The sequence below is a fragment of the Streptomyces sp. NPDC054765 genome (genome assembly GCF_053612065.1).
Genome location: NZ_JBSHBP010000041.1, coordinates 49,743 through 71,935, shown reverse-complemented (window position 1 = coordinate 71,935; position 22,193 = coordinate 49,743). Strand labels below are relative to the sequence as shown.

21 protein-coding genes and 3 pseudogenes are annotated in these 22,193 nt (G+C 68.4%); 11 read left to right on the top strand and 13 right to left on the bottom strand.

What is annotated here, in order from left to right; translation table 11 throughout:
• Positions 1-1,125 precede the first annotated feature (1,125 nt).
• Positions 1,126-1,743, top strand: coding sequence for a flavin reductase family protein (locus ACWGJY_RS24485; RefSeq protein ID WP_453262975.1), 618 nt, complete (start codon positions 1,126-1,128; stop codon positions 1,741-1,743).
• 268 nt (positions 1,744-2,011) lie between these two features.
• Here ACWGJY_RS24485 and ACWGJY_RS24480 read toward each other — a convergent pair whose 3' ends face one another.
• The 4 genes from ACWGJY_RS24480 to ACWGJY_RS24465 form a co-directional block, all read right to left on the bottom strand.
• Positions 2,012-2,245 (bottom strand): DUF2277 domain-containing protein, encoded by a 234-nt coding sequence (locus ACWGJY_RS24480; protein WP_453262974.1) that lies wholly within the window; start codon positions 2,243-2,245, stop codon positions 2,012-2,014.
• Positions 2,246-2,273: 28 nt separating this feature from the next.
• Complete coding sequence (locus tag ACWGJY_RS24475) at positions 2,274-2,900, bottom strand: alpha-ketoglutarate-dependent dioxygenase AlkB family protein (RefSeq protein WP_453262985.1); 627 nt, start codon at positions 2,898-2,900, stop codon at positions 2,274-2,276.
• A gap of 276 nt (positions 2,901-3,176) precedes the next feature.
• Entirely contained in the window at positions 3,177-3,329 is a 153-nt protein-coding gene (locus ACWGJY_RS24470; RefSeq protein ID WP_453262973.1) for a hypothetical protein, read from the bottom strand.
• A gap of 640 nt (positions 3,330-3,969) precedes the next feature.
• Positions 3,970-4,602 (bottom strand): VOC family protein, encoded by a 633-nt coding sequence (locus tag ACWGJY_RS24465; RefSeq protein ID WP_453262972.1) that lies wholly within the window; start codon positions 4,600-4,602, stop codon positions 3,970-3,972.
• Positions 4,603-5,380: 778 nt separating this feature from the next.
• Between ACWGJY_RS24465 and ACWGJY_RS24460 the strand changes: the two genes are divergently transcribed.
• Positions 5,381-5,611, top strand: a complete 231-nt coding sequence (locus ACWGJY_RS24460) for a DUF6296 family protein (protein ID WP_030983041.1) — start codon at positions 5,381-5,383, stop codon at positions 5,609-5,611.
• Positions 5,612-5,808: 197 nt separating this feature from the next.
• Here ACWGJY_RS24460 and ACWGJY_RS24455 read toward each other — a convergent pair whose 3' ends face one another.
• Positions 5,809-6,102, bottom strand: coding sequence for a hypothetical protein (locus ACWGJY_RS24455; protein ID WP_453262971.1), 294 nt, complete (start codon positions 6,100-6,102; stop codon positions 5,809-5,811).
• A gap of 499 nt (positions 6,103-6,601) precedes the next feature.
• Between ACWGJY_RS24455 and ACWGJY_RS24450 the strand changes: the two genes are divergently transcribed.
• Positions 6,602-7,261: a GNAT family N-acetyltransferase gene (locus ACWGJY_RS24450; RefSeq protein ID WP_453262970.1), complete on the top strand. Its 660-nt coding sequence runs from the start codon at positions 6,602-6,604 to the stop codon at positions 7,259-7,261.
• Between the two features lie 60 nt (positions 7,262-7,321).
• Here ACWGJY_RS24450 and ACWGJY_RS24445 read toward each other — a convergent pair whose 3' ends face one another.
• The gene (locus ACWGJY_RS24445) at positions 7,322-8,020 is read right to left on the bottom strand and encodes an aspartate/glutamate racemase family protein (protein ID WP_453262969.1); all 699 of its coding nucleotides are present in this window, start codon (positions 8,018-8,020) and stop codon (positions 7,322-7,324) included.
• Positions 8,021-8,375: 355 nt separating this feature from the next.
• Between ACWGJY_RS24445 and ACWGJY_RS24440 the strand changes: the two genes are divergently transcribed.
• From ACWGJY_RS24440 to ACWGJY_RS24425, 4 genes and pseudogenes are all read left to right on the top strand, one after another.
• Positions 8,376-9,104 carry a Mut7-C RNAse domain-containing protein gene (locus ACWGJY_RS24440; protein ID WP_453262968.1) on the top strand — a complete coding sequence of 243 codons (729 nt, stop codon included), beginning with the start codon at positions 8,376-8,378 and terminating at the stop codon, positions 9,102-9,104.
• A gap of 855 nt (positions 9,105-9,959) precedes the next feature.
• Positions 9,960-10,940, top strand: a complete 981-nt coding sequence (locus ACWGJY_RS24435) for a hypothetical protein (RefSeq protein ID WP_453262967.1) — start codon at positions 9,960-9,962, stop codon at positions 10,938-10,940.
• Positions 10,941-11,069: 129 nt separating this feature from the next.
• On the top strand, positions 11,070-11,774 hold the full coding sequence (locus tag ACWGJY_RS24430; RefSeq protein ID WP_453262966.1) for a class F sortase: 705 nt from the start codon (positions 11,070-11,072) through the stop codon (positions 11,772-11,774).
• Between the two features lie 662 nt (positions 11,775-12,436).
• Positions 12,437-13,201 (top strand): annotated as a pseudogene (locus ACWGJY_RS24425) (MFS transporter); the annotation flags it as partial.
• A 112-nt stretch (positions 13,202-13,313) separates the two neighbouring features.
• Here ACWGJY_RS24425 and ACWGJY_RS24420 read toward each other — a convergent pair.
• Positions 13,314-13,976 (bottom strand): hypothetical protein, encoded by a 663-nt coding sequence (locus ACWGJY_RS24420; protein ID WP_453262965.1) that lies wholly within the window; start codon positions 13,974-13,976, stop codon positions 13,314-13,316.
• An 87-nt stretch (positions 13,977-14,063) separates the two neighbouring features.
• Between ACWGJY_RS24420 and hemC the strand changes: the two genes are divergently transcribed.
• Positions 14,064-14,999, top strand: a complete 936-nt coding sequence (gene hemC, locus ACWGJY_RS24415; RefSeq protein ID WP_453262964.1) for a hydroxymethylbilane synthase — start codon at positions 14,064-14,066, stop codon at positions 14,997-14,999.
• A gap of 47 nt (positions 15,000-15,046) precedes the next feature.
• On the opposite strand, the pseudogene ACWGJY_RS24410 reads toward hemC, so the two are convergent.
• Together ACWGJY_RS24410 and ACWGJY_RS24405 are read right to left on the bottom strand one after the other, a co-directional pair.
• Positions 15,047-15,196: pseudogene (locus ACWGJY_RS24410) on the bottom strand (nitroreductase/quinone reductase family protein); the annotation flags it as partial.
• A gap of 178 nt (positions 15,197-15,374) precedes the next feature.
• Positions 15,375-15,566: pseudogene (locus ACWGJY_RS24405) on the bottom strand (hypothetical protein); the annotation flags it as partial.
• Positions 15,567-16,023: 457 nt separating this feature from the next.
• Between ACWGJY_RS24405 and ACWGJY_RS24400 the strand changes: the two are divergent.
• Entirely contained in the window at positions 16,024-16,182 is a 159-nt protein-coding gene (locus tag ACWGJY_RS24400; protein ID WP_453262963.1) for a hypothetical protein, read from the top strand.
• A 143-nt stretch (positions 16,183-16,325) separates the two neighbouring features.
• Here ACWGJY_RS24400 and ACWGJY_RS24395 read toward each other — a convergent pair whose 3' ends face one another.
• The 4 genes from ACWGJY_RS24395 to ACWGJY_RS24380 form a co-directional block, all read right to left on the bottom strand.
• Positions 16,326-16,670: an MmcQ/YjbR family DNA-binding protein gene (locus tag ACWGJY_RS24395; RefSeq protein ID WP_453262962.1), complete on the bottom strand. Its 345-nt coding sequence runs from the start codon at positions 16,668-16,670 to the stop codon at positions 16,326-16,328.
• 206 nt (positions 16,671-16,876) lie between these two features.
• Positions 16,877-17,374 carry a potassium channel family protein gene (locus tag ACWGJY_RS24390; protein WP_453262961.1) on the bottom strand — a complete coding sequence of 166 codons (498 nt, stop codon included), beginning with the start codon at positions 17,372-17,374 and terminating at the stop codon, positions 16,877-16,879.
• 273 nt (positions 17,375-17,647) lie between these two features.
• Positions 17,648-18,619, bottom strand: coding sequence for a trypsin-like serine peptidase (locus ACWGJY_RS24385; RefSeq protein ID WP_453262960.1), 972 nt, complete (start codon positions 18,617-18,619; stop codon positions 17,648-17,650).
• Positions 18,620-18,823: 204 nt separating this feature from the next.
• Positions 18,824-19,081: an HAD family hydrolase gene (locus ACWGJY_RS24380; protein WP_453262959.1), complete on the bottom strand. Its 258-nt coding sequence runs from the start codon at positions 19,079-19,081 to the stop codon at positions 18,824-18,826.
• A gap of 762 nt (positions 19,082-19,843) precedes the next feature.
• Between ACWGJY_RS24380 and ACWGJY_RS24375 the strand changes: the two genes are divergently transcribed.
• Both ACWGJY_RS24375 and ACWGJY_RS24370 read left to right on the top strand, forming a co-directional pair.
• Complete coding sequence (locus tag ACWGJY_RS24375) at positions 19,844-20,059, top strand: hypothetical protein (RefSeq protein WP_453262958.1); 216 nt, start codon at positions 19,844-19,846, stop codon at positions 20,057-20,059.
• Between the two features lie 144 nt (positions 20,060-20,203).
• Entirely contained in the window at positions 20,204-22,039 is a 1,836-nt protein-coding gene (locus tag ACWGJY_RS24370) for a glycoside hydrolase family 15 protein (RefSeq protein WP_453262957.1), read from the top strand.
• The last annotated feature ends 154 nt before the right edge of the window (positions 22,040-22,193 follow it).

The following is a 22,193-nucleotide window of genomic DNA, read 5'->3' as shown; positions in this document are numbered from 1 at the left end:
ACCGGGGCTGCCGTTCGTGTCAATTCCCCTTCGTGCCATCCGTATCGGGGTGTAATCCGATGCCGAGTCCTGACTCGCTGACTTCGATGAGAAGATCGCCATCGGCGCAGGCGTTTCATCACCTTGCGCTCGTGCACCCTGAACCCGTGCTCGTCAACAGCTCATTGAGTCTGCGGAGTCCCCCGACGTTCCGGGTGTCTGAGCAAGGGAAACGCTGCGTGAGGCACATTTGGTCACACGCAGCGCGCTTCCGGGCCTTCCCTGCCCAGGGTATTCAGTATTCCCCTCGACGACTTGCATCGCAATCCCAGATGCGCAACGCACCCTTTGTGTAATCCTTTGTGCAACCCTTCCGGCTGCACAACGATGTGTTGCGCTCCGACGGGCAGTCCTGCCGGTGACTGTCACCGGTACGACCATTCTGGACTGTCGTTGGTTATGGAAATCCCGCCGCCGGACATCCGATAGACGGCTTGCCCAGGGTGTGGCACCGGATGCCATTCAGCGCAGCGCATGATCGATGCAGGGTTGAACACCGTGCCCGCCAACGTGAACGCCGCCTACGCCGTCGGCACGCTGATGTGGGCGCGACAGAGCTGTGCGGGCCGGATGGACTACTCCGCGATCGCCACCAGCACTGTCCAGTTCCGGACCGTTGTCGGCTACTGGCGAGGCGGTAGGAGTCTGTGGCCGTGGCCAGGCGGTCGGCGCAGGCGGCCTGGGACAGTAGCCTCTTCCCTGCCCGGGTGAACTCATCCAGTTCCTCCGTGCGCCCGCGGCGCCGATGGCACCTTTGGTCGTGCCCGGGTGTCTTCTGCGTCTTCGAGCCGGCGGTCGACGCCGGCTTCGAGGCCGAAGCGGTCGGAGGAGATGCGCGTGTAGGCGCCAGGTCGTTTGGGGGCGTAGGCGGCCAAGTGGTCGTAGAGGTTGAGGGTTACTTGACCGCCGCGCGCATGGGCGGGAACCTCGAACTCCTCGCGGATGGTGGGTGCTGCTGAGGGCGCGGTGTCGGTTCCTGGTGCTCGGCGGCTCCCGGTACCGGGCACTTTCCGCTGAACTCGCGGGCTGGGTGGTGCCGTGATTCCGTAGTGGGATCCGCGGCCGCCCGTGTGGATACTGATCACCATGCGTACCGACTTTGATCCCGCGGCCATGTCCCGCAACGACTTCTACCGGCTGCTGACGGCCACCGTCGTGCCGCGGCCCATCGCCTGGGTGTCCACCATGTCCCAGGACGGAGTCGCCAACCTGGCCCCGCACTCCTTCTTCACGATCGCCAGTGTCGCCCCGCCCGTAGTGCAGTTCAGCTCCGTGGGGCGCAAGGACACCTTGCACAACATCGAGGCAACTGGGCAGTTCGTGGTCAACTTCGCACCGGAGGAGCTCTTTGAGCAGATCAATGACACGGGCACCGACTTCCCGCACGGGGTGAGTGAATTCGAGGCGGCCGGGATCGCCTCCGAGCCGAGTCTGCGGGTCAAGCCTCTGCGGGTGGCGGCTTCGCCGGTGGCGTTGGAGTGCGAAGTACACAGCACGCTGGGGATCGGGGATTCGACCGTTGTGTTCGGGCGTGTGGTCCATGCGGCGGTAGCGGAGCATGTGCTGGTTGACGGGCACCCCGAGATCGCCAGGCTGAAGCCCCTGTCGCGGCTGGGGAAGGACGAATGGGGCACGGTCAGCGGCGTACGGGAAATCTCCCGGATTCGGCATGCGGACTGGCGGGGGCCGGCGGGCGACCGGTAGGAAAGGAAGAGGGAAGAGGGGATGGAATGAGGGAGAGGCCGCGGAAGCGGGGCTTCGGTACGCGGTGCCCGCCCACCATCACTGGGCTGTTCTGTGCACGTTCAGTGTCCGAGTGACCACTTAACGGTTGGCTGTGTGCCCCCTGGGCGGCGCGCCTGGTCGGCCGGACCGTGCCCGGGAACGGGGGCGGCGGGGGAGGGGCGGCCGGATCGGCCGGATCGGTCGGTGCTCCGGGGTTGACCCGTGCCGCGACGCTGTCGCGGCTGTGTCAGGGGTGTGAGTGCTGACGGGCGGCGGAGCCGCGGATCTGCAGGCCGTCGAGGAGTTCCTGAGTGGCGGCCGCCACGGCGTCCACGGCCTGGTCGAACACCTCGCGGTTGTGTGCGGCCGGGGCGCGGAAACCGGAGACCTTGCGCACGTACTGCAAGGCCGCGGCCCTGATGTCCTCGTCGGTGACCTCGGGGGCGGTGGGCGGACGGAGAGTCTTGATGCTGCGGCACATGAGTCCAGTCTGCCTCGCGGCGCGGCAGTTATCCGTCCAGGCCGGTCACCCGCATGGTGATGTTGAGCCGCCCGCTGGTCAGGCCGGACGCCGGGTCACCGGTGCCCGGCCTGACCTTGGGCACGCCGTGATACGCGAAGCGGGACGGTCCGCCGAAGACGAAGAGATCGCCGGAGGCCAGCTCGACATCGGTGTACGGCTTGGTGCGGGTCTCGGTGTTGCCGAACCGGAAGACGCAGGTGTCGCCGATGCTGAGGGAGACCACTGGCGCGCCTGAGCGCTCTTCCTTGTCCTGGTGCATGCCGAGCTTGGCCTGGCCGTCGTAGAAATTGATCAACGCGGTGTCCGGCGTGTAACCGTCGCCCGCAGCGGCGTCCTGGTACGCCTCGACCAGCGCGCGACGGCCCAACTCGACCATCCACCCGGGGAATTCGGCCACCCGGACGCCGTTCACGTCGTCGGCCGTGCGGGTGTACGCGTACGGCTGCCAGTGCCAGCCGATGCACACGGTCTGGACGGACATCACACCACCGCGTGGAAGCTTGGTGTGCCGGATCGGGGCCGGGCCACGTGCCCATCCGCGGCACGCCGTGACGAGCTCGCGCTGCCGGTCCAAGGTCAGCCAGCCGGGGACGTGGAGGGCACCGGGGGCGATTTCCCGGCGGCCGGCGGGGGGCTGACGCCGGCCCGCTGCAGTGGGGCGGAGGAGCCCGTCGGTACGAGCTGTGCCCGCAGCGGCGCTGCTGGAGACCGGGCCGACGCCGTCGGGTCCGCTGGGCAGGTTGTGCCCGCTGTGCACGTCGGGACCGTCAGCTCCGCCGGACCTGTCGGATTCTCCGGTGGTCCGTCCCGGGCCCGCGGTTTCCCCGAAGTCTTCGAAGCCGGGAAGTGGCGTGCTCATGTTTTCCTGCCTTGCGTCATCGCCCGCTGCTTACAGCGTGCCACGGGACGAGCCGTCGGCCGACGGGGTCGGTAGCTGCTGGGTGACCCGGCCGCGGTCGATGGCCCAGATACCGCCGTCCGCCGTGACACCGCGCCTGCCCTCCAGCGTTGTCGAGCCCCCCAGGGACGGAACCGCCGGCATGGTGGGCGATTCCTCATGCTTTGCATCTGCTTGTTCGCAGGAAGCCGACCCGGGACCAGGGGCTCTGGCTGACGCTGTCCAGCAGGAGGCAGGAGGCAGGAGGCAGGAGGCAGGAGGCAGGAGGCAGGAGGCAGGAGGCAGGAGCAAGCCCCGCGCGCGCCGCTGCGTTGACCCGTCCGCCGGCCTACGCCGCCTCGGCAATCTCCGTGACTTCGGAGCGCACCGCCAGCGTCCAGATCTCCAACAGCACCGCATACTCCGCCATGTCCTGAGCCGACCACGCCATGCCGCGTCGGGCACGTACAAATCGCCGGATCGATTCGTTCGCCTCGGAAGCAGGGACGGGCGTACCCGTAGGGGCAGAAGGAGTTGGGGACATATGACCCATGCTAGGGGCAGACACTGACAACGCGGTCCCGCACGCGCTGTCCCTGCGCCCCCAGCGGGTGCCCCGACCGATGTCCGTACAGCGCCTCAACTTCTTGACCAGCAAAGACAGTCGGCCCGTCACAAGGCCGATACTGCCTGCATGTGTCCATTCCCACACGCTCCGCGGTCGTCCATGGTCACTCATGGGCGCGGAGGAAGCCCGGTCGCCGGAACCAGGCCCGTAGCGCCGGCAGCCCGTTTGCCTCACCCGTCAGTGGAGAAAGAGACAGAACGGGTGCCCGGCAGGATCAAGGAGCACCCGAACTTCGTCCAGTGGCTGGAATGCGGTGCGCGTGGCACCCGCTGCGACCGCATACGCCTCGGCCTCGTCCAGATCATCGACACGAATATCGAGATGCAGCATCTTCTGCTGATCCTCGGGGCGTTCGGGCCAGACCGGGGCCTGATACCCCGGCTCGGTTTGGAACGAAAGCCCGGTACCCGCGTCCGGGCACCTGAGCAGCACCCAGTCCGGTTCGCTGAATTTCACCTCCCACCCCAGCAGTTGCCGATAGAACTCCGCGAGCACATGAGCATCCGGGCAGTCCACGACCACTGTCGCCAGCGAAAACCGAGGCTTTCCAGCCACCCTTGCTCCCTTCGCCACACCGAATTGATACACCAGCAGAACATGCCGCTCGACAAGCCGATCCAGCAAAGTGTGTGACTCGTCGGCTCCTGCCGTATCGCGGCCCGCGACCGCGCCCGCGACCGCGCCCTTGTCCGGGTTCTGTCTCAGGCCGGCGAAGATCCCGCGGTGGCAGCGCGGACGGTACTCCGATCGGGTGAGGTCTGGAGCCCGTCGTCCCGTTGTCGTGACCGGTGTCGGGGTCTGCACCCACATCGCTGCCCCATGCGTGAGCGACCGCGACCTCGTCATTCTCGGGCGAGGTGGCGCTCCAAGAGCACACCGCCGAGTTGCGCCGGGCCCGTCGTTGTCAGTGGTGCCCCGTACCGTGGCTCACGTAACTATCCGAGCTGCTGGCGCTACTCGGACCGGCCCCGCTCCTGTGACAGCGCACGGGAGCGGGGTCACGACTCCCGCTTGCAACTCCGGCTCGCAACTCCTGCTGACAAGCCCGGCCGGCAAGTCCGGCTGCCACTCGTAGTGACGGGAGCGGTGTGATGCATGGGAGCGCCCGCGACGCTGTGTCGAGTGCTGGTGCTGGTGCTGGTGGGCTGGCGTGGAGGTTGCTGCCGATGGGGTGCCGCACCTGGGGTGTGGTGGCGCGCCCGGTGTCGAGCGGCGAACGGCGACACCCGGGGTGTCCTGCTACCGCCCGGGGGCAACCCGCACCGCAGAGTAAGCACCGCCCCTCTCTGCGTCATGGAATTCGGAATTCCTTGAGCGATTGCCCAGGGTGCGCCTCGGAGCCCGCCCGGTCGGCGGTCCCCCGCGGTGGTGGCGTCCTCCCACTCGTCAAGGCTTGAACCGTTCCGGCTCGACCCGGCACCCAGGCAATCGGTGCGCCCGCCAAGCAAGGAGGCGACCGGTTCGCTTCCTCCTCAGGCGCGTCAGGCGGGTGTGGGTGACGATGGAAGGGTCGAGGTGCAGCGGCGTGTGTACAGCGGTGGTGGGGTGCACACCCGGAGCACCTGCCGAGTCGTATCGGGAGGTCCCGATGGATTACCCGGAATGCTATGAGCTGGTGTTTCAAGCCCCTGCGGTCGAGGATGACGTGGTGATCGTCCGTCGTACCGAGCGGGCCGGAGCGGGTGGGTATCCGGTCTACGAGGACGAGTCGGGAATCGTACGTGCGGAAATCAGTGACCGGGGCGAGGTCCGCATGCTGGCCAGCGGTGGGCATCAGATGCTCCGGACGCCACTGCTGGCACGACCCCTCACTCCGTGACGTCCGTTTCCGGGGGCGCGTCGGGCGGATTCTCGCGTTCGGTCGCACTCACGCTGTGTCGATAGCGGCTTGCCCTGGGTGCCAATTCGGGCAGAGTCATGATCGATCATCGGTGAGCAGTGGTCACAGGCGGGCAACTCGGTTCATCCGACGGCTCTCACCCGTCGACTCCGCCGATCCCTGTGGCTGCACGATGGTCAGAGACCACGTAGATGATTGCGTTTTTGAGGCATGCGCCGCCCGTCGTGAGGTGCGGCGCTCTGATTGCCCCCGCTGTCCCCGTTGCCCCCGCTGTCCCCAACGCCTTCGCTGTCCGCTTCTGCGGCCGTGATGGTCTCACCGTTCTCGGCAGGTCCGGGCTTGGTATGGGACTCGGATTGCGTTCCGGGCCCCATGGTCTGGCCGTTGAGCACGGCCATGGCGCGTTCGAGTGTCTCACCGGTGACCTGCATCCGGATCCTGGCCAGTCGTTCTAACTCGGTACGCGACACCACGTCAGCGTACCTGCCACGAGTTCAAACCTCGGCATCACCCAAGAACCCGTGACAATGGGGGAATTGGCAGTCGCCTAGTCCTCAACCCGGGTGGCCCGATGCGCTCCCTCTCCTTGGGCCCTGGTCAGGGATGCCGCCGCCGGGCAGTCGGCAGGAATCTGTCCGTACGCCTTCACGGCCTGCCGATGACCGGGCCGTATGCCGCGGGGGAGTGTGATGGGTCGAACCGACGGGGAAGGAGGTGGTTGATGCGGTGGGTCAATGCGGTGGCAGCGGTTTACGGTCTGCTGCTTGGATGCGCGGTGTGACTTCTGTAGATCTTGGCGATCGTCGTGAACTGCTTGACCGGATTGAGCGGTACTACGACGCTGTCCCCCGCTCCGGTGCCCGGGTCGAGGACTTCGGGGCGTTGACACTGTTCGTCCGGGAGGGGCAGGGATGGCCCTTCTACGCGCGCCCGGCCTTGAGGCGGTGCGGAGAGGCACGTGCTGCCGAGGTGAGCCGGGTCCGAGACCGGCAGCGGGAATTGGGCGTACCGGAGAGCTTCGAGTGGGTTGCCGAGACCGCGCCCGCGCTGAAGGCCGCGGTCGAAGCGGCGGGGCTTGCGGTGCACGCTTACCCGTTGATGGCGCTGGGCCCGGACGACCTGACCCCAGAGGTGCCCGAGGCGCTCAAGGTGCCCGACGGTGTGGTCGTGCGGACAGTCGGTCCGGACGATCCCGTGCTGCCCAGCGCGCTGGCCGTCCCGCACCTGGCCTTCGCCGATCCCGGCACTGGTGTCGGTGTGGCTGGAGTGACGGAGCTGGACGAGGCGGTGCGGGGCCGTGCCCGTGACGGAACGGTGGAACGCTCGGCCGCACGCATCCGGGCCGGTCTGTCATACGTGGCCGCCGCGGTGGAGGACGGCACGGCGCTGTGCGCCGGTCAGCACCAGCCGGTCGGGAAGGTCAGTGAGATCGTCGGCGTGGGAACTCTGCCGAGCGCACGCCGTCGTGGACTGGGGCTCGCGGTCACCGCGGCGCTGGTGGCCGACGCGCGATCGAGAGGCGTCGAGACGCTCTTCCTGTCCGCCGGCGACGACGATGTCGCCCGGATCTATGCCCGGCTCGGCTTCCACGCGGTGGCCACCGCGCTGGTAGCCGAGCCTGTCGAGTAGCGGCTCGCGCGGGCCCGTCACTCAAGAGGTCCGACGGTTGTACGGGGTACGGGTTACGGGTTACGTGGCGTCGGCGAGAGCGCGTGTGACGGCGGCTTCGGCATGCAGCCGGGTGGTCGGAAAGACGGGGACCGGGCTGTGCTCCGGCTCGATGAGCAGCTCGATCTCGGTGCAGCCCAGCACGATGCCCTCGGCTCCGGCGGCGACGAGGTCGCTGATGACGGCCAGGTACGCCTGACGGGATTCCTCGCGGACGATGCCGCGGCACAGTTCCTCGTAGATCACGCGATGGACGGTGCTCCGCCCCGTCGCGTCCGGGACGAGCACGTCCAGCCCGTGGCGTTCGAGCCGGCCGCGGTAGAAGTCCTGCTCCATGGTGAAGGCGGTGCCCAGCAGCCCGATGCGGTGCAGGCCGCTGGCGCGTACGGCGTCCGCTGTGGTGTCGGCGAGATGCAGCAGCGGGACGCTGACGGTGGCGGCTACCTCGTCGGCGACCTTGTGCATGGTGTTGGTGCAGAGCAGCAACATGTCCGCGCCGGCTGCCTCCAGCGCCTTCGCGGCCTCGGCGAGTACCTCGGCGGCCTGCTCCCAGCGACCTTCGGCCTGCAGCCGTTCGATCTCCGCGAAGTCCACGGAGTAGAGCACACACTTCGAGGAGTGCAGGCCGCCCAGCTGCTCGCGCGTCAGGTGGTTCAGCAGCCGGTAGTACTCCGCCGTGGACTCCCAGCTCATGCCCCCGAGCAACCCGATCGTCTTCATCCGCCCACCTTTGCACAGGATGGGGCTGCCGAGGCAACGGGGCCCACGATGGCACCACCGGGACCGTCATGTCATCACATCCGGGGCGGTGACCAAGTCGCCTTCCCCGTCTCTCTCGTGAGAGGCGGTCAACGCCCCAATCCGCGGGGGAGGGGTGAGGCTGGGGGCGGCGGTGGAGCGGAGCCCGCTCCACTGTGAACGGTCCGGCACGCGATTCGCTACGGCCCGTGCAGCCAGATCCGCCGCAGCCGCAGCCGCAGCCGCAGCCGCAGCCGCAGCCGCAGCCGCAGCCGCAGCCGCAGCCGCAGCCGCAGCCGCTGATCGGCCCGGCCTGCCCGATGGCATGCTGTCCGGCGTGAACGGACCCGAGATCCACGTCAGCTTCGCTCCCGAGCTGCACCTTTTCGTCGCGTCGGAGCACACCACCACCGCCCCCGCGCCCGTGGTGACCGACGGTTCATCAACGCTCGGCCATGTCGTCGAGTCGCTCGGCGTTCCGCTCACCGAGGTCGGGCGCCTGGTCGTGGACGGTGCCGAGGTTCCCGTCTCCCATGTCCCGGGACCGGGCGAGACCATCGAGGTACACGCCATCGACCGTCCGCAGCGGATCACCGGCGCGCCCCTGAGGTTCCTGCTCGACGTGCACCTCGGCACTCTGGCGCGCAGGCTGCGGCTGCTCGGTGTCGACGCGGCGTACACGAACGAGGATCCCGGCGACGCCGCGCTGGCCGCCCTTTCAGCCAAGGAGCAACGGGTACTGCTCTCCCGGGACCGGGGGCTGCTGCGCCGTCGGGAGATCTGGGCGGGCGCATTTGTCTACAGTGACCGGCCCGATGACCAATTCCGGGACGTACTGGGCCGCTTCGCCCCCACACTCGCCCCGTGGACGCGCTGCACCGCTTGCAATGGCCGGCTGGCGGACGCTGACAAGAACTCGGTCCGGGAGCACCTTGAGCACGGGACCCAGCGCACATATGACGTCTTCGCGCAATGCACCGCCTGCGGGCGCGTCTATTGGCGCGGGGCACACCATGCGCGGTTGGCGGCCATCGTCGAAAAGGCGCTCCGGGACAGCACCACCTGAGGTGAAGTACGGCTCGGCCCCGCTCTCTCATGAGAAACGTGAGCCTGCCTTTCGGCTCAGCCCGTCGGGTGTACGGATTCCGCAATTCGGGTGAGACGTCCTTCGGGTGACGGTCCGCGTGGGCGGTCAGGAGTCACTCATGATCACAGCCCTGATTACACACGGTGATGGGTGTGCCGCGGGCGACCGGATGCCGGTCTCGGGTGACAACTGGCCCTGATCGAGAGGTATTTGGGAATTGACCGATGCGAGATATTCGGGCACGGGGTGCGTCAGCCTTCGGGGCGAGCTGTCACCGGTTCGGCTCACGGATGCCCCGATGAGAAGCCCTGCTGTGCTTGCGTGGAACGAGATGGCAAAGGCAGGAAGTTGAGGATTTCCCGGTCGGTTGTCCTTGCGCTCCGGCGGCTGCTGGAAGACGCCCCCGGGGTCACTGGTCCTCGCCGCAATCCACCGTGTTGCGTTCCCCTCGAAAGCACTCTCACTCGCAGGCTCCCGCACGCCGGCGTCGGCTGAGCCACCCGGGGCCGGCTGAGCCATCCGGGGATGGTCATGCCATCGGCGTGTCGCGGAGAACCCCGCCCGCCGTGCTCGTTCAGGGCTGAATTACGCCGTCGAGGAGAGCCGCTGAAGTGCCTCTAGCCCACTCGTTACGCGACACGCCGACGACGCGCGCCATCCAATGGGTGAATCCACTGCCTTCGGCCACCCGAAGAGCCCACGGCGTACCTCGAATGCGACGTTCTCCGGTGGTGCCAGGCCGCAATCCGGCTGACGGTGATCACGTCGCCACTGCGATCCGATGAGCCGACAAAGAGTCAGCCTTCGCAGTCGCGCCGAAAGGAACATCTCCCCATGCGCACTGCTCGCACCCTGTTCGCCTCAGCCGCCATTACGGCGGTGCTTGCAATCTCCGCGCCCGCTGCGAACGCCATGATCATGGCGGACGTTGCCTCGGACAGCGGTTCTTCCGTCAGCAACCACGACCACGACAGGAATGGCGACCGCGACCGTGACCACGGGCGTGACAACGGCCGTGGTGACCGTGACCACGGGCGTGACAACGGCCGCGGTGACCGCGACCACGGACGTGACCGCGGACGCGACGGCCGTGACAACTGCCGTGACGGCGGGCGCGACGGCCGGGGCAACGGCCGCGGTGACCGCGACCGTGACCGCGGCCGGGACAACGGCCGGGACAACGGCCGGGACAACGGCCGCGGCGACCGGGACCGTGACCACGGCCGGGGCGGCTACGGCGACCGTGACAACGGCCGGGGTGGCTACGGCGGCCGCGACAACTGCCGTGACGACCGGAGGCCGAGCGGCGGTATGCACACCGGCGGCGGCGCCATGGCCAAGACCGTGCTGGGTGACTGGGACCAGGGCGGCGGCTACGGCGGCGACCGCGACCGTGACCACGGCCGGGACAACGGCCGCGGTGACCGCGACCGTGACCACGGCCGGGACAACGGCCGCGGTGACCGCGACCGTGACCACGGGCGTGACAACGGCCGCGGCGACCGGGACCGTGACCACGGGCGTGACAACGGCCGCGGCGACCGGGACCGTGACCACGGCCGGGGCGGCTACGGCGACCGCGACAACGGCCGCGGTGGCTACGGCGACCGCGACAACGGCCGGGGTGGCTACGGCGACCGTGACAACGGCGGCTACGGCGACCACCGCAGGCCGCGCGGTGGCATCCACACCGGCGGTGGCGGCCTGGCGACCGGTGGCGGTCTGGCTGCCGGCTCCGTGCTGATGCTCGGTGGTCTCGGTGCCGGTGCGTACATGCTGCGTCGTCGCAACACCTCGGGCGCTGCGGCGGCCTGATCCGGCTGCCCCATACGGGGGCCGCTGTGCTGTCGCGGCCACCGTTCCTCGTGGACGGTGGCCGCGGCGATTGCGTTACCGCTGCCCCTCACGCCTCGCCGTAGCTCCGTTCATGAAAGGCACGCGCACATGACCGCCCAGCAGTCGCCCCAGCCGAATTCGAACCCACCTCGGACCGCCCCCGCGTCCCGCCCTGTCGGCCGCGGCCTGCTGTGGTCTGCGGGAGCGTTTCTGCTGGGCTCGCTCCTCGTCTACAACTCAGTGGACACCTCGGCAGACCCCAAGCCCATGTCCCACCCCGCCGCGGTCTCCTCCGCCACCCCGAGAGGCGCCTCCTCCGCCTCCTCGCCGTTCCCCGATCTGTCTCTGCCCCGCTCCGCCCCGAAGCGGGTGACGATCCCGGCAATCGCCGTCGACGCCCCCTTCACCCAGCTGACCATCGGCCCGACCGGGCAGCTCGATGCGCCGCCCGCGGGGGACAGGAATCTCGTCGGCTGGTTCAAGGACGGCGCGGCGCCGGGCGAGCGTGGCTCGGCGATCATCGCCGGTCACGTGGACACCAAGACCGGAGCGGCGGTGTTCCTGCAACTTGAATCGCTCAAGCCCGGCGCAACGATCAACATCACCCGTGAAGACGGCATCGTCGCGACCTTCAGGGTTGACTCCGTCGAGACCTTCAGCAAGGCGAACTTCCCCAGTGACCGGGTGTACGCCGATGCCTCCACCGCCCAGCTCCGTGTGATCACCTGCGGCGGCGCATACGACAGGAAGGTCAAGGACTACGTCGACAACATCGTGGTGTTCGCCCACCTCTCCTCGTTCAGACACGTTTGAGTCGTCTGACGTGCTTGAGCCTCTGACGTTCCTGAGCCGTCAGGCTCGCCTGACTCGTGCACCACGCTGACTTCAAGCCCAGGCCGACGCCACCGTCGGCCTGGGCTTCGCCATGGGCCAGGGGCTGGGCCTGGGCTTTGCCCGAGGCAGAGAGGTGAGAGGCAGGAAGGCAGAGAGGCCGGGAGGTTGGGCTGTTCCACGCCCGGTGAGCCGCTCCCGCGGCGGGGACGGCCACGGGCGGATCTTGCCACCGGGGGCGCCCGAGCCTGGCGGGGATCGCCCCTCATGCAGAGTCAGTCATCCAGGATCAGCATCCAGGGTCAGCCATCCCGGATCAGCCGGGGCCGATCGGCTCGACGCATGCGAACTCTCCGACGTCCGCGAACGAGGCAAGAGCTCGGACGCGCAACTTTTCCGGTTCGCGTTGCCGGTCGCGGTCCGGTACCCATGGCCTTACCACGGAGGAGGACGGGGCGGTATTCCTGTTCAGCGGGCCGCCGTGCCACACCGCATCGGCCCGCCTGGAAGAGGTTGTCCCGCGCGGGATTGACCACCAGTCGTCCCGGGCTCATGAACGTCAGCGATTCAAGTTCCCCGGAGTACCGGCAATCGCTCCCGGACCATGGAGCCGACAGCCCGTCCGTCAGGTCGTGCGACACGGCGAGGACCCGGTGGAGGAGGCGCGTCAGTCCGGCAAGGGGCGGCTGAAGGAGATCTTCACCCGCCACTGGGAAGCCGTGCTGATCTGTATGGGCCTGGTGCTGCTCTACAACGTCACCAACTACATGGTGACCTCATACCTGCCGACGTTCCTGACCGAGACGCTCGGCCAGGACGCCCTCACCGCCCAGCTGCTCGTGCTCGGCACCATGATCGTTGTGGTGCTCACCATCACGACCGTGGGCCGCACCTCCGACCGACTGGGCCGTCGGCCCGTCTTCATGGCAGGCAGCGCCGCCATGATCGTCCTCGCTGCGCCCGCCGTACTCCTCATCCGCGCCGGCGGCATCCTGTTGCCCGCGTTCGGATGCCTGATCCTGGGCCTCTTGCTGGTGTGTTTCGCCGGTACGTCCGCCTCGACACTGCCCGCGCTGTTCCCGACCCGGCTGCGCTACGGTGCGCTGTCGATCTCCTTCAACATCTCGGTCTCGCTCTTCGGCGGTACGACACCGCTCATCGCCTCCGCGCTGGTACAGGCGACGGGCAACGACATGGTCCCTGCCTACTACCTCATGGTCGCCGGCCTCATCGGGCTCATCGCCAGCTTCTTCCTCCACGAAACGGCCGGAAGGCCGCTGCGCGGCTCCGGCCCGATGGTGGAGAGCGAGGAACAGGCCCAAGAGCTGGTGGCCAAGAGCCGTACCGAAGCGGGACGCAGGGCCAGGGACCTCTGGCTCCGGCTGCGGCACCCGTGGGCGAGGCACTGAGCGCACCGACGGCCAGGAGACTCAGCGCCCGGACCATGGCCGCGCCGCTCACCCGGCCGGCGCAACTGCCCGTGACCGACCGTCGCCCGCACTCGCGTCGATTCGTCTCTCCTCACCCCCGCCCCCGGACGCTGCCGTCCCAGCGCCACGTGGTGCGGCGGGCACGCTCCGGCAGTTCGGTGCGTCCGGTGGCCCAGAGCAAGGTGCGCCAGGGGTCGGTGGCCGCCGGGACGTCCGGAAACAGCCGGGAGAGTACCCGTGCGCACAGATCGGCGGGCGGGTTCCAGGTGAGCCCGAGTCCCTCCGCCAGGTCGTGGGTGTGGACCAGGGTTTCCACGGTGCCCATCGCGGCGAAGCCCTCGGGGTCGGACACCCCGAACACATGGTGGGCACGTACCTGCGGCGACGTCGTACGCACCATGGCCACCAGCAGCGCGCCGCTCGCCTCCAGCACCTGCAACAGCCCGGCGATGCCCGCCGTACGGTCGGCGTGCACGGCGTTCGCGGGGCCGCCGGGGCGTCGGCTCTCCCAGACGAACGGCACATTGCCCTCCAACGGGGGCTGTTTCGGGCCGAGTTGGACGGCGTAGGCGAACAGATCGTCACCGAGGTGCTCGACGGTCTCCCAGCAGTCCCACTCCAGCGAGCCCGCCCTGCCGTCCCACGCCGTCGGGGGCGCCTCGCGCAACACGGCCACCGCGAGCTGCACGGCACGGTCCAGATCGTTCGCGGCGACGGCGGACGGCGGGAGTTCGGCTTCTGCTGATCGGGACATGCCGGGACCGTACCGCGAGCGAGGGGAGTGGGCGGTTCGGGGCCTGCGGGTGGCCGTCGTACGGAGCTGACGGTCTATCGTGGGCGCATGTCCGCCCCAGAACTGATCCGTATCGTCTCCCGTGACTCGCCGATGGCCCTGGCTCAGGTGGAGCGCGTCCGCGCCGAACTCGGCGCCCTCCACCCCGGCATCGCCACGGAGGTCGTCCCGGTCAAGACGACCGGCGACCGCTGGATGGGTGCTCTCTCCCAGGTCGAGGGGAAGGGAGCGTTCACCAAGGAGGTCGATGCCGCTCTCCTGGCCGGTGCGGCGGACCTCGCGGTGCACTGCGTCAAGGACATCCCGGGGGACCGTCCGCTGCCGGCCGGCACCACCTTCGCCGCCTTCCTCGAACGCGATGACGTCCGGGACGCGCTGATCCACCCCGGCGGACTCGCCCTCGATGAACTCCCCGAAGGCACCCGGATCGGTACCTCCTCGGTGCGCCGGATCGCGCAGCTCGCCGCCTCCCATCCGCATCTGCAGTGCGTCCCGATGCGCGGCAACGCCAACCGCCGTATGGAGAAGCTCGCGGCCGGTGAGGCGGATGCGCTGCTGCTGGCCGTCTCCGGTCTCGAGCGGATCGGCCGTACGGACGTGATCACCCAGATCCTGTCGGTGGACGAGATGTGCCCGCCCATCGGGGCGGGTGTGCTGGCCCTTCAGTGCCGCGAGGGCGATACCGACACCATCGACGCCGTCAGCGGACTGGGCCACCCCCGGACATTCCAGGAAACCACCGCCGAACGCATGCTGCTGCACGTTCTCCAGGGCCACTGCAACAGCCCGATCGCCGGCTACGCCAAGACCGACCGCGGCGGTGAACTGTCCCTGCGGGCCTGCGTTTTCACCCCTGACGGCAAGACGGTCCTCAATGCGCACGAATGGGCCGGCCCGCTCACGCCGGAGACGCTCGGTACGTCCGTGGCCGTCGCCCTGCTCCGTCAGGGAGCACGCGAGCTGATCGACGGCATCGCACACTGAAGTCGGATTCCCGAGAAGGGCGGTAGGGCTGGGCTCAGTGCACCGGCACGCCCGCCGATCGGGGTTCGCCGCGGCAAACCGGATTCTCGTCCTGTCGTCTCCAGCAGAGTCTGCTGCGGCAGCCGGGTAAGGGCCGGATTGCCGATCCGCCTCTGGAACGTGACAGCGCGAAATGTGAACTCGCGGTACCGCGACATGAAGGGGCCCTCGCCTTCGTTGACCGTTCTGTCAGTCTTCAGCGAACTCCGGAGAACGGGGGGATGGTGTTCGGGGCGTCGGACGACCGGACGACCCTCACCTGCCGGTCAGACCGACACAGCCCGGGTGCGGCGTTCAACCCGGCCACTTCGGACAAGGCGGCCGCTCCCGGTGGCACTACCGCCCTGTCCGGCGAATCCGTCCCCCGCTACCGTGCCGTCGCTGGACGACAGGTGGCCGGCCGGCGCGCGTCAGCCGGAGAACGGTCCGCCACCGCAAGGGAGTTCGGGGAACCCAGCCTCCCGTCAGGCCCTCCCGAAGGCCGCGGAACCATGGGAGGAGGGCTGTGGGGGAGCGAAGGGAGCGAAGGGGACCAGGCTGAGCAGGACCCAGGCTTGAAGTTCACCGGGTGTGGGATCACCTGAGAACTCCTCGCGCGGTGCGGTCCGGCGTGCCCTCCCGCCGGGTGACGGTTCAGTGCTGGCGTTATGGTCGCAAGCGATCGGATGTGAGGCTTCCGGCAGAAGTGTGCGGAGGCAGGAGCGGCATAGTTCAGCTGCCCGTCTCCGGAGACGACGGCGCGCGAGACCGGGGCGGGAAGTGCGAATGGGACGTTCCCTCATCAACGGTCTCGGACTCTGGGGGATCTTTGCGTGTTCGCCGCGCGCATGACACGATGTCCAGCGCCGCACGGGGGAGCGGCGGACGAGTGGGGAAAACCTCCCTTTGTGCACCGAGTATTCAGCTGTGGTGCTTCCTACTTCCCAGGGCGGCGAGAACCTACCAAGCCGCAGCCAGAGAATCGCAAGGGAATCGGGACGCACACATGAGTACTTCCACACACACCTCCAGCCCTACCCCCATTTACGAAGAGCTTGTCGAGGAGCACGGAGATATCCTCGCCGAAGCCCGTGAGGCCGCCGAGCGTTCCCAGCAGACGGCGTCCCAGGCGCTGGACTGGAGTGACCTGCGCCGCCGCCATTGATCTCGCTGGATTTCCTGACAGTGCTTCAAGGCATGAGCCGCGCCATTATGGGTTCGCGGCTGCTCGGTCCGGCACGGTGGTCCTTGCTGGGGCCGTGGTGAGCGAATTCAGCAGGGGAGTGGCGTCGAGCGGTACTCGCCCGTTCATTCCGCCCCGGGAAGAGTATCCAGCAGGCGTGTCGGAGCTGCCTGCTTCCAGGAATCCACGAGGATGTCGCGCAACTCGTCCAAGTCCTCCAGTTCGGCGAGCCGTACCCTCACCCAGGCGGAGCCGGCCTCGTGCGGGGGTACCCAGAACTTTTCCGGTTCGGCGGCCATCAACTCCTGCCGCTCATGAATCGGGCATCTCACCGCGAACGATGTCTCATCGTCGGGGACCGTGATGAACATCTTTCCGGCGACCCGGAACGTGGGCATATCCCAGGCTTCCTTCTCCACCGTCTCGGGAAGGGAGAGGGCGATACGGCGGACATCAGTGGAATCGATCACGGTGACCAGCTTAAGCATGCCGGGAAAGTGGCACAGGCTTCCCTTGGCACTCCCGTCGCAGTGAGCTTCCCGGGCGCCGTGGGCCGCCGCGGAGCCCCCGTGGCGGACCGCCCACGGAGTCTGCTTCTCTCCCCCCTCAAGTGCGTTCCTCCCCGGTCAAGGGCCGCAAAGGGCCTTGGTCAGGGACTCCCTCCGGCACTCCTCGGTCAAGAGGTGGAGTGCGTACCTTTGTCCCGGATGAGATTCTCGACCTGGTCGAAACGCGTGTGCAGCGAGCGCAGCTCCGAACGCAGTGCCTCCGAGTCCTCGCGTGCATGATTTCCCACGGCTTTGCCCAAGCGGGCCACGTCCCGCTCCGCCTGGCCGACGAACCAGGTGGCGAGCGCTGCCGTGATGACCCCGAACGCCGTGATGGCGCTGAGCATCAAGAAGGACGCAATGACGCGGCCCCACAGTGTGACGGGATAGAAATCCCCGTAGCCCACTGTGGTCGCTGTCTCGATCGACCACCACAACGCCCTCGGATAGGACGTGATATTGGCGTGCGGCGCACCGGATTCGGCGACGACGACCAGCGCTGCGCCACCGAGGAGTACCGCGGTCATGACGAGGGTGACCCAGAGCGCCGCTCGAGCATGAAGCCGGCGCCACGATTCATTGCCGAAGAGGCGGTTCAGCACGGACAAGAGAAACGACGGCACCAACGGGCGTCACCTTCCACTGCGGGCCTGGTGGGCAACCGGCCTTGAGCCATCGCTGACATTAACAGGACCCGGGGAAATGCCCGGATGTCCCGGATATGCCGAGGGTGGCGAGGTGTTCGGCCGGTTGTCGGTCGTTGGGTTTCTGCTGTCTGCTGTCTGCTGTCTGCTGTCTGCTGTCTGCTGTCTGCTGTCTGCTGTCCGCGGTTGGCCGGCGGCCGTCGGCCGGCGGCGGGCGAGGGGAGGGCCTGTCGTCCACCCGTCGCCCGCCCACGGTCATTTCGAGGGCGGAACCTGGCGCGGTGTGGCAGGCGTATCACCGTGGACGGCCTGGAAATAGAGCGCCAGCGTGTCGAATGTGAAGTATGAGCTGTAGGAAACGTCCGGGAAGTCGCCTCCGGTGTGGTAACCGCCGATGACGCCGATCAGGGCGTAACCGGTGAAGTTCTTCAGGAGGAAAGGCCCGCCGGAGGTGCCACCGATATAGCCCGCGCAGGCAATCTCCAGGAAGTCGCCGGGGGCGGCCGGGTCGGTACTGGTGTATCGGTGGGTGGAGGAGGCGCAGTCGAGGGGCTTGGGGTGGGTGGTGTCGCTGTTGCCGGGGTAGCCGATGAGTCGTACGTTGCCGTGGTCATACCCGGAGTACGGCAGGAGGTCGAAGCCGCCGGTGACCTCTTCCACCTCGGCGCCGTCCTCCCGCGTCCCGAGCCGTACCACTGCATAGTCCCAGCGGGCGCCCGCTTTCGTTCCGAGGTCGTAGTAGCGCTGGTCGAGGTAGATGCGGTCGACGGGGTAGATCCCGTGTGGCTTCAGCCCGTCGTGATACTGCGGCACGAACGACAGATGCCGCTTCGGGTCGGGGGAGAGGAGACAGTGGGCGGCGCTGACCACGAGATTGTGGTGGGGGCTGCGCACGACCGTGCCGCCGCAGAACCGGCCGGTGTTGGTGCCGTCCGTCCAGAAGAAGGTTCCCACCTGGGGGAGACCGTCGAACGGGTGGCTCGGTGGAGTGGGGCCCGCGGCCGGGTGCGGCGTCTGCGAAGTCCTGGTGACGACGGCCGGTTCCGCTGCCCTCATCCGCTGCGGGGTCCAGTACGAATCGGCCGACGGAGCCGGAAGGCCGGGGCCGTCCGGTGTGTCCGCCGCATACGCGAGCGGTCCGGGCGGGAGGGCGAGCGAGAGTCCGAGAAGCAGGGTGGTGAGCAGCAGGGTGAAGCGGCCGGGTGCGGCAATCGGTCTGGTGCTCATGATCCGGGTCCTCCCCAGGGCACGGCGTACGGAGCGGAAGTCAGGTGCGAAGCGAGCGTGCCATGGTCCTACGGCGGGAGGGCGGATGGCGAGAGACCGGGCCGGAATTCCTACTGGTGGTGGAACGAGTCGGCAGCGGGATGCCCGTAGCGAGCCGGGCGGCGCGGGCGCGGGGCACCCACGCTCCGGGCGTCCGCACCGAGTTCAGGCCGAGAGCGGAGCGGCCAGTCGCAGTACCGCGTCCAGCCCCCGCAGCGACCCGGGAGCGGATCCCGCAGGAAGCACATATGCACGCAGGCCCGCTCCGACCGCGCCGCCGTCCTTGGCAGGGTTGTCACCCACCATGAGCGTCTCGGTGGGATCCGGACCCAGCTCGTGGCAGGCGGGCCGGAACAGCAACGGGTCGGGCTTCTCCGTGTGGTGCTCGTAGGAGTGCACCCAGGCCGAGAAGTACCGGTCCAAGCATGGTGGGCGAAGGCGGCCCGCAGATCCCAGCCGACATCACTCACCACCCCGAGGGCGAGGCCGCTTTGTGCGAGGCGGGCGAGCGTGGCTGCGGTGTCCACGTAGGGCTGCCACTGCTCGGGAGCCTGCATTTGTCCGTAGAGCGCCTCGGCACAGGGCGCGAGCTCGGGCAACGAGGCGTACCACGTGGTGAAGGCATGCGGATGAGCCTTCGAGGAGACGTCCCGGGCTCGTTGGGCTTCGATGACTTCAGCGTGGGACAGGCCGGCTTCCAGCCCGGCTGCTTGCAACTGGGGGCTATGGCGCCGTAGTCGGTGAACACGCCGTGCGCGGCACGGTCGAGCTGACGCCGGCGGGTGCGGCCCTGCGACTGGGCGGGCATCGCCGACCAGGACCGCTCCAGTTCCTTTGGTAAGGGAAGCCCTCCGTTTGGCAAGGGAAGCCCTCCGTGCCCGGCAGGAGCAGTGGCCGGTCCACCCCGTATCGGGCGACCGGGTACAGCTTCACTCGTCCCCGGCATCCGGGTGCACGAGAGCGGCTGGGAATGCGAAGCACCCTATGAGCAGGACATCGGGCTGCGCGGTCGCGGCGTGCTGGTGCTGCCCACCTTCCACTGGACCGGTCATCCCCTCCTCTCCCAGCTGCCCGGCCGTCCGCTGACCGTGACCAACCCGGGGCCGGTCCGGGGGTGCCGCCGCCGGCGACCGGGGCGGGCAGCACGGACGACGCGCTTGCCGCGGTGCTCGGGCACGTAGGGAGATGCTGCCTCTGCTCGCGGAGGAGCACACCACCAGCGCACTCGCCCGGTGGCTGACTGTCCGCAATGCCACCGCGTCCGCCCGCACCGCGGCGCCGCGGGGTCCGGGCCTGATCACCACGGTCCGCGCGAGGCGCGCGGTCCCGCACCGGCGCACGGTGCTGGGGAGCTTGCTGGTGCGGGACCGTGGGCCGGCATCGCGCAGTGCCCACGGCTGACCGGATGGCGCCAGGCCGGCGCGCCCGATCACCCACAGTGACCGAGGGGTGTCGTCTCCGGCCGCGCACCGCTCGCTCGCCGCCCGCAGCCGTGTGGAGGTAACCTGAATCCACTGCTCCCGCAGCCCCGTCCGGGGAGGTCGTATGACCGCCGCTGTGAGCCTCCGCCCCAGCAAGGCGGACGCACTCCGCTACACCCCCATCGCCGAGCACGGCCTGATCGGGGACATGCGCACGGCCGCGCTCGTCGGGACCAACGGCACCATCGACTGGTACTGCTGCACACGATTCGACGCACCCAGTGTCTTCGCGGCGATCCTGGATGCAGACCGTGGCGGGGCCTTCGAGCTGTCCCCGGATGTGCCCGCACGGACGAAGCAGTTCTACTTCCCCGACACCAACATCCTGATCACGCGGTTCTTCGCGGACCATGGTGTCGGTGAGGTCCAGGACTTCATGCCGATCGTCGACGATTCCCGTGAGGCGGACCGCCACCGGCTGATCCGGCGGGTGCTCTGCGTACGCGGATCACTGCCGCTCACCGCCCGTGTCGCGCCCCGCTTCGACTACGGGCGCAGCACGCACACCGTGAGCACCCGGCAGGGCCATACGGTGTTCGATTCCCCGGACCTCTCCCTGGCGCTGACGTCCAGCGTGCCGGTCGAGATCGACGGCCCGGACGCCACGTCTTCCTTCACCCTGGACGAGGGGGAGACCGCGGTCTTCGCGCTCGACCGGATCGGCGGTGGTGTGGAGCCGCGCGCCTGCCCGGTGATGGAGGCGGAAGAACTGTTCGGCGCCACGGTCCGGTACTGGCGCACCTGGCTGTCGCACTCCCGCTACCGAGGGCGCTGGCGGGAGATGGTGCACCGCTCCGCGCTCACCCTCAAGCTCCTCACGTACGCCCCGACCGGCGCCATCGTGGCCGCCCCCACGACCAGCCTGCCCGAACAGATCGGCGGCGAGCGCAACTGGGACTACCGCTATGCGTGGGTGAGGGACGCCGCATTCTGTATTTATGCACTGCTCAGGCTGGGCTTCACCGACGAGGCCAAGGCCTTTGTGCACTTCCTGTCCGGGAACCTCAGCGTCAAGAACGGTGCGGACGGACCGTTGCAGATCATGTACGGCATCGACGGCCGCAGCGAGCTCCCCGAGGAGGAACTCCTCCATCTGGAGGGCCACTTGGGCTCCGCGCCCGTCCGGGTCGGCAACGCCGCCGTCAGCCAGCTCCAACTGGACATCTATGGGGCCCTCATCGACTCCCTCTACCTCTACGACAAATGGGGGGAGCCGCTGTCCAGCGAGCACTGGGCCACCGTCGGCACCCTCGTCAACTGGGTCTGCGACAACTGGGACCAGCCGGACGAAGGCATTTGGGAGACCCGCGGCAAGACCCAGCGCTTTCTGTACTCGCAGCTGATGTGCTGGGTGGCGATCGAGCGCGCGATGCGGATCGCCACCCACCGCGGTCTGCCGGCGGACATGCCGCGTTGGGCGCATGCCCGCGACGCGATCTACCAGCGGATCATGGAGCGAAACTGGTCCGCCGAGCGGAAGGCATTCGTCCAGCACGAGGGCGACAACGTCCTCGACGCGGCCGTCCTGATGATGCCGCTGGCCAAGTTCATCTCTCCCACCGACCCGAAATGGCTCTCCACTCTGGACGCGTTGGGCGAGGAGCTGGTGTCCGACTCCCTGGTCTACCGCTATGACCCCCGCCGCAGCCCGGACGGGCTACGGGGTGAGGAGGGCACCTTCTCGATCTGCTCGTTCTGGTACGTCGAGGCGCTGTCCCGGGCCGGCCGGGTGGACGAGGCCCGGCTCGCCTTCGAGAAGATGCTCACCTACGCCAACCACCTCGGGCTCTACGCCGAGGAGATCGGCCATACCGGCGAGCAGATCGGCAACTTCCCCCAGGCCTTCACCCACCTGGGACTCATCAGTGCCGCATTCAACCTTGACCGGACGCTGGGCTGATACACGGTGCCGCCCCGCACCACCGCTTCGCCGCGCTGCGCGGATCCCCGCTCGTCTGCCGTTCCTCCACATCTACTGAACGCGGAGAGGACCGCCACAGTGGCTTGTGGAGTGCGCGGAACTCGTGGCAACTGGGTTAAAAAACACGGAGTTT

What these genes read in the sequence shown, in the direction of transcription:
- ACWGJY_RS24480 (WP_453262974.1), bottom strand. Translation starts at nt 2,245, where the DNA reads ATGTGCCGCAGCATCAAGACTCTCCGTCCGCCCACCGCCCCCGAGGTC.
- ACWGJY_RS24430 (WP_453262966.1), top strand. Translation starts at nt 11,070, where the DNA reads ATGACCGCCCAGCAGTCGCCCCAGCCGAATTCGAACCCACCTCGGACC.
- ACWGJY_RS24400 (WP_453262963.1), top strand. Translation starts at nt 16,024, where the DNA reads ATGAGTACTTCCACACACACCTCCAGCCCTACCCCCATTTACGAAGAG.
- ACWGJY_RS24420 (WP_453262965.1), bottom strand. Translation starts at nt 13,976, where the DNA reads ATGTCCCGATCAGCAGAAGCCGAACTCCCGCCGTCCGCCGTCGCCGCG.
- ACWGJY_RS24375 (WP_453262958.1), top strand. Translation starts at nt 19,844, where the DNA reads ATGCTGCCTCTGCTCGCGGAGGAGCACACCACCAGCGCACTCGCCCGG.
- ACWGJY_RS24445 (WP_453262969.1), bottom strand. Translation starts at nt 8,020, where the DNA reads ATGAAGACGATCGGGTTGCTCGGGGGCATGAGCTGGGAGTCCACGGCG.
- hemC (WP_453262964.1), top strand. Translation starts at nt 14,064, where the DNA reads ATGTCCGCCCCAGAACTGATCCGTATCGTCTCCCGTGACTCGCCGATG.
- ACWGJY_RS24470 (WP_453262973.1), bottom strand. Translation starts at nt 3,329, where the DNA reads ATGCCGGCGGTTCCGTCCCTGGGGGGCTCGACAACGCTGGAGGGCAGG.
- ACWGJY_RS24435 (WP_453262967.1), top strand. Translation starts at nt 9,960, where the DNA reads ATGCGCACTGCTCGCACCCTGTTCGCCTCAGCCGCCATTACGGCGGTG.
- ACWGJY_RS24485 (WP_453262975.1), top strand. Translation starts at nt 1,126, where the DNA reads ATGCGTACCGACTTTGATCCCGCGGCCATGTCCCGCAACGACTTCTAC.
- ACWGJY_RS24385 (WP_453262960.1), bottom strand. Translation starts at nt 18,619, where the DNA reads ATGAGCACCAGACCGATTGCCGCACCCGGCCGCTTCACCCTGCTGCTC.
- ACWGJY_RS24460 (WP_030983041.1), top strand. Translation starts at nt 5,381, where the DNA reads ATGGATTACCCGGAATGCTATGAGCTGGTGTTTCAAGCCCCTGCGGTC.
- ACWGJY_RS24370 (WP_453262957.1), top strand. Translation starts at nt 20,204, where the DNA reads ATGACCGCCGCTGTGAGCCTCCGCCCCAGCAAGGCGGACGCACTCCGC.
- ACWGJY_RS24465 (WP_453262972.1), bottom strand. Translation starts at nt 4,602, where the DNA reads ATGTGGGTGCAGACCCCGACACCGGTCACGACAACGGGACGACGGGCT.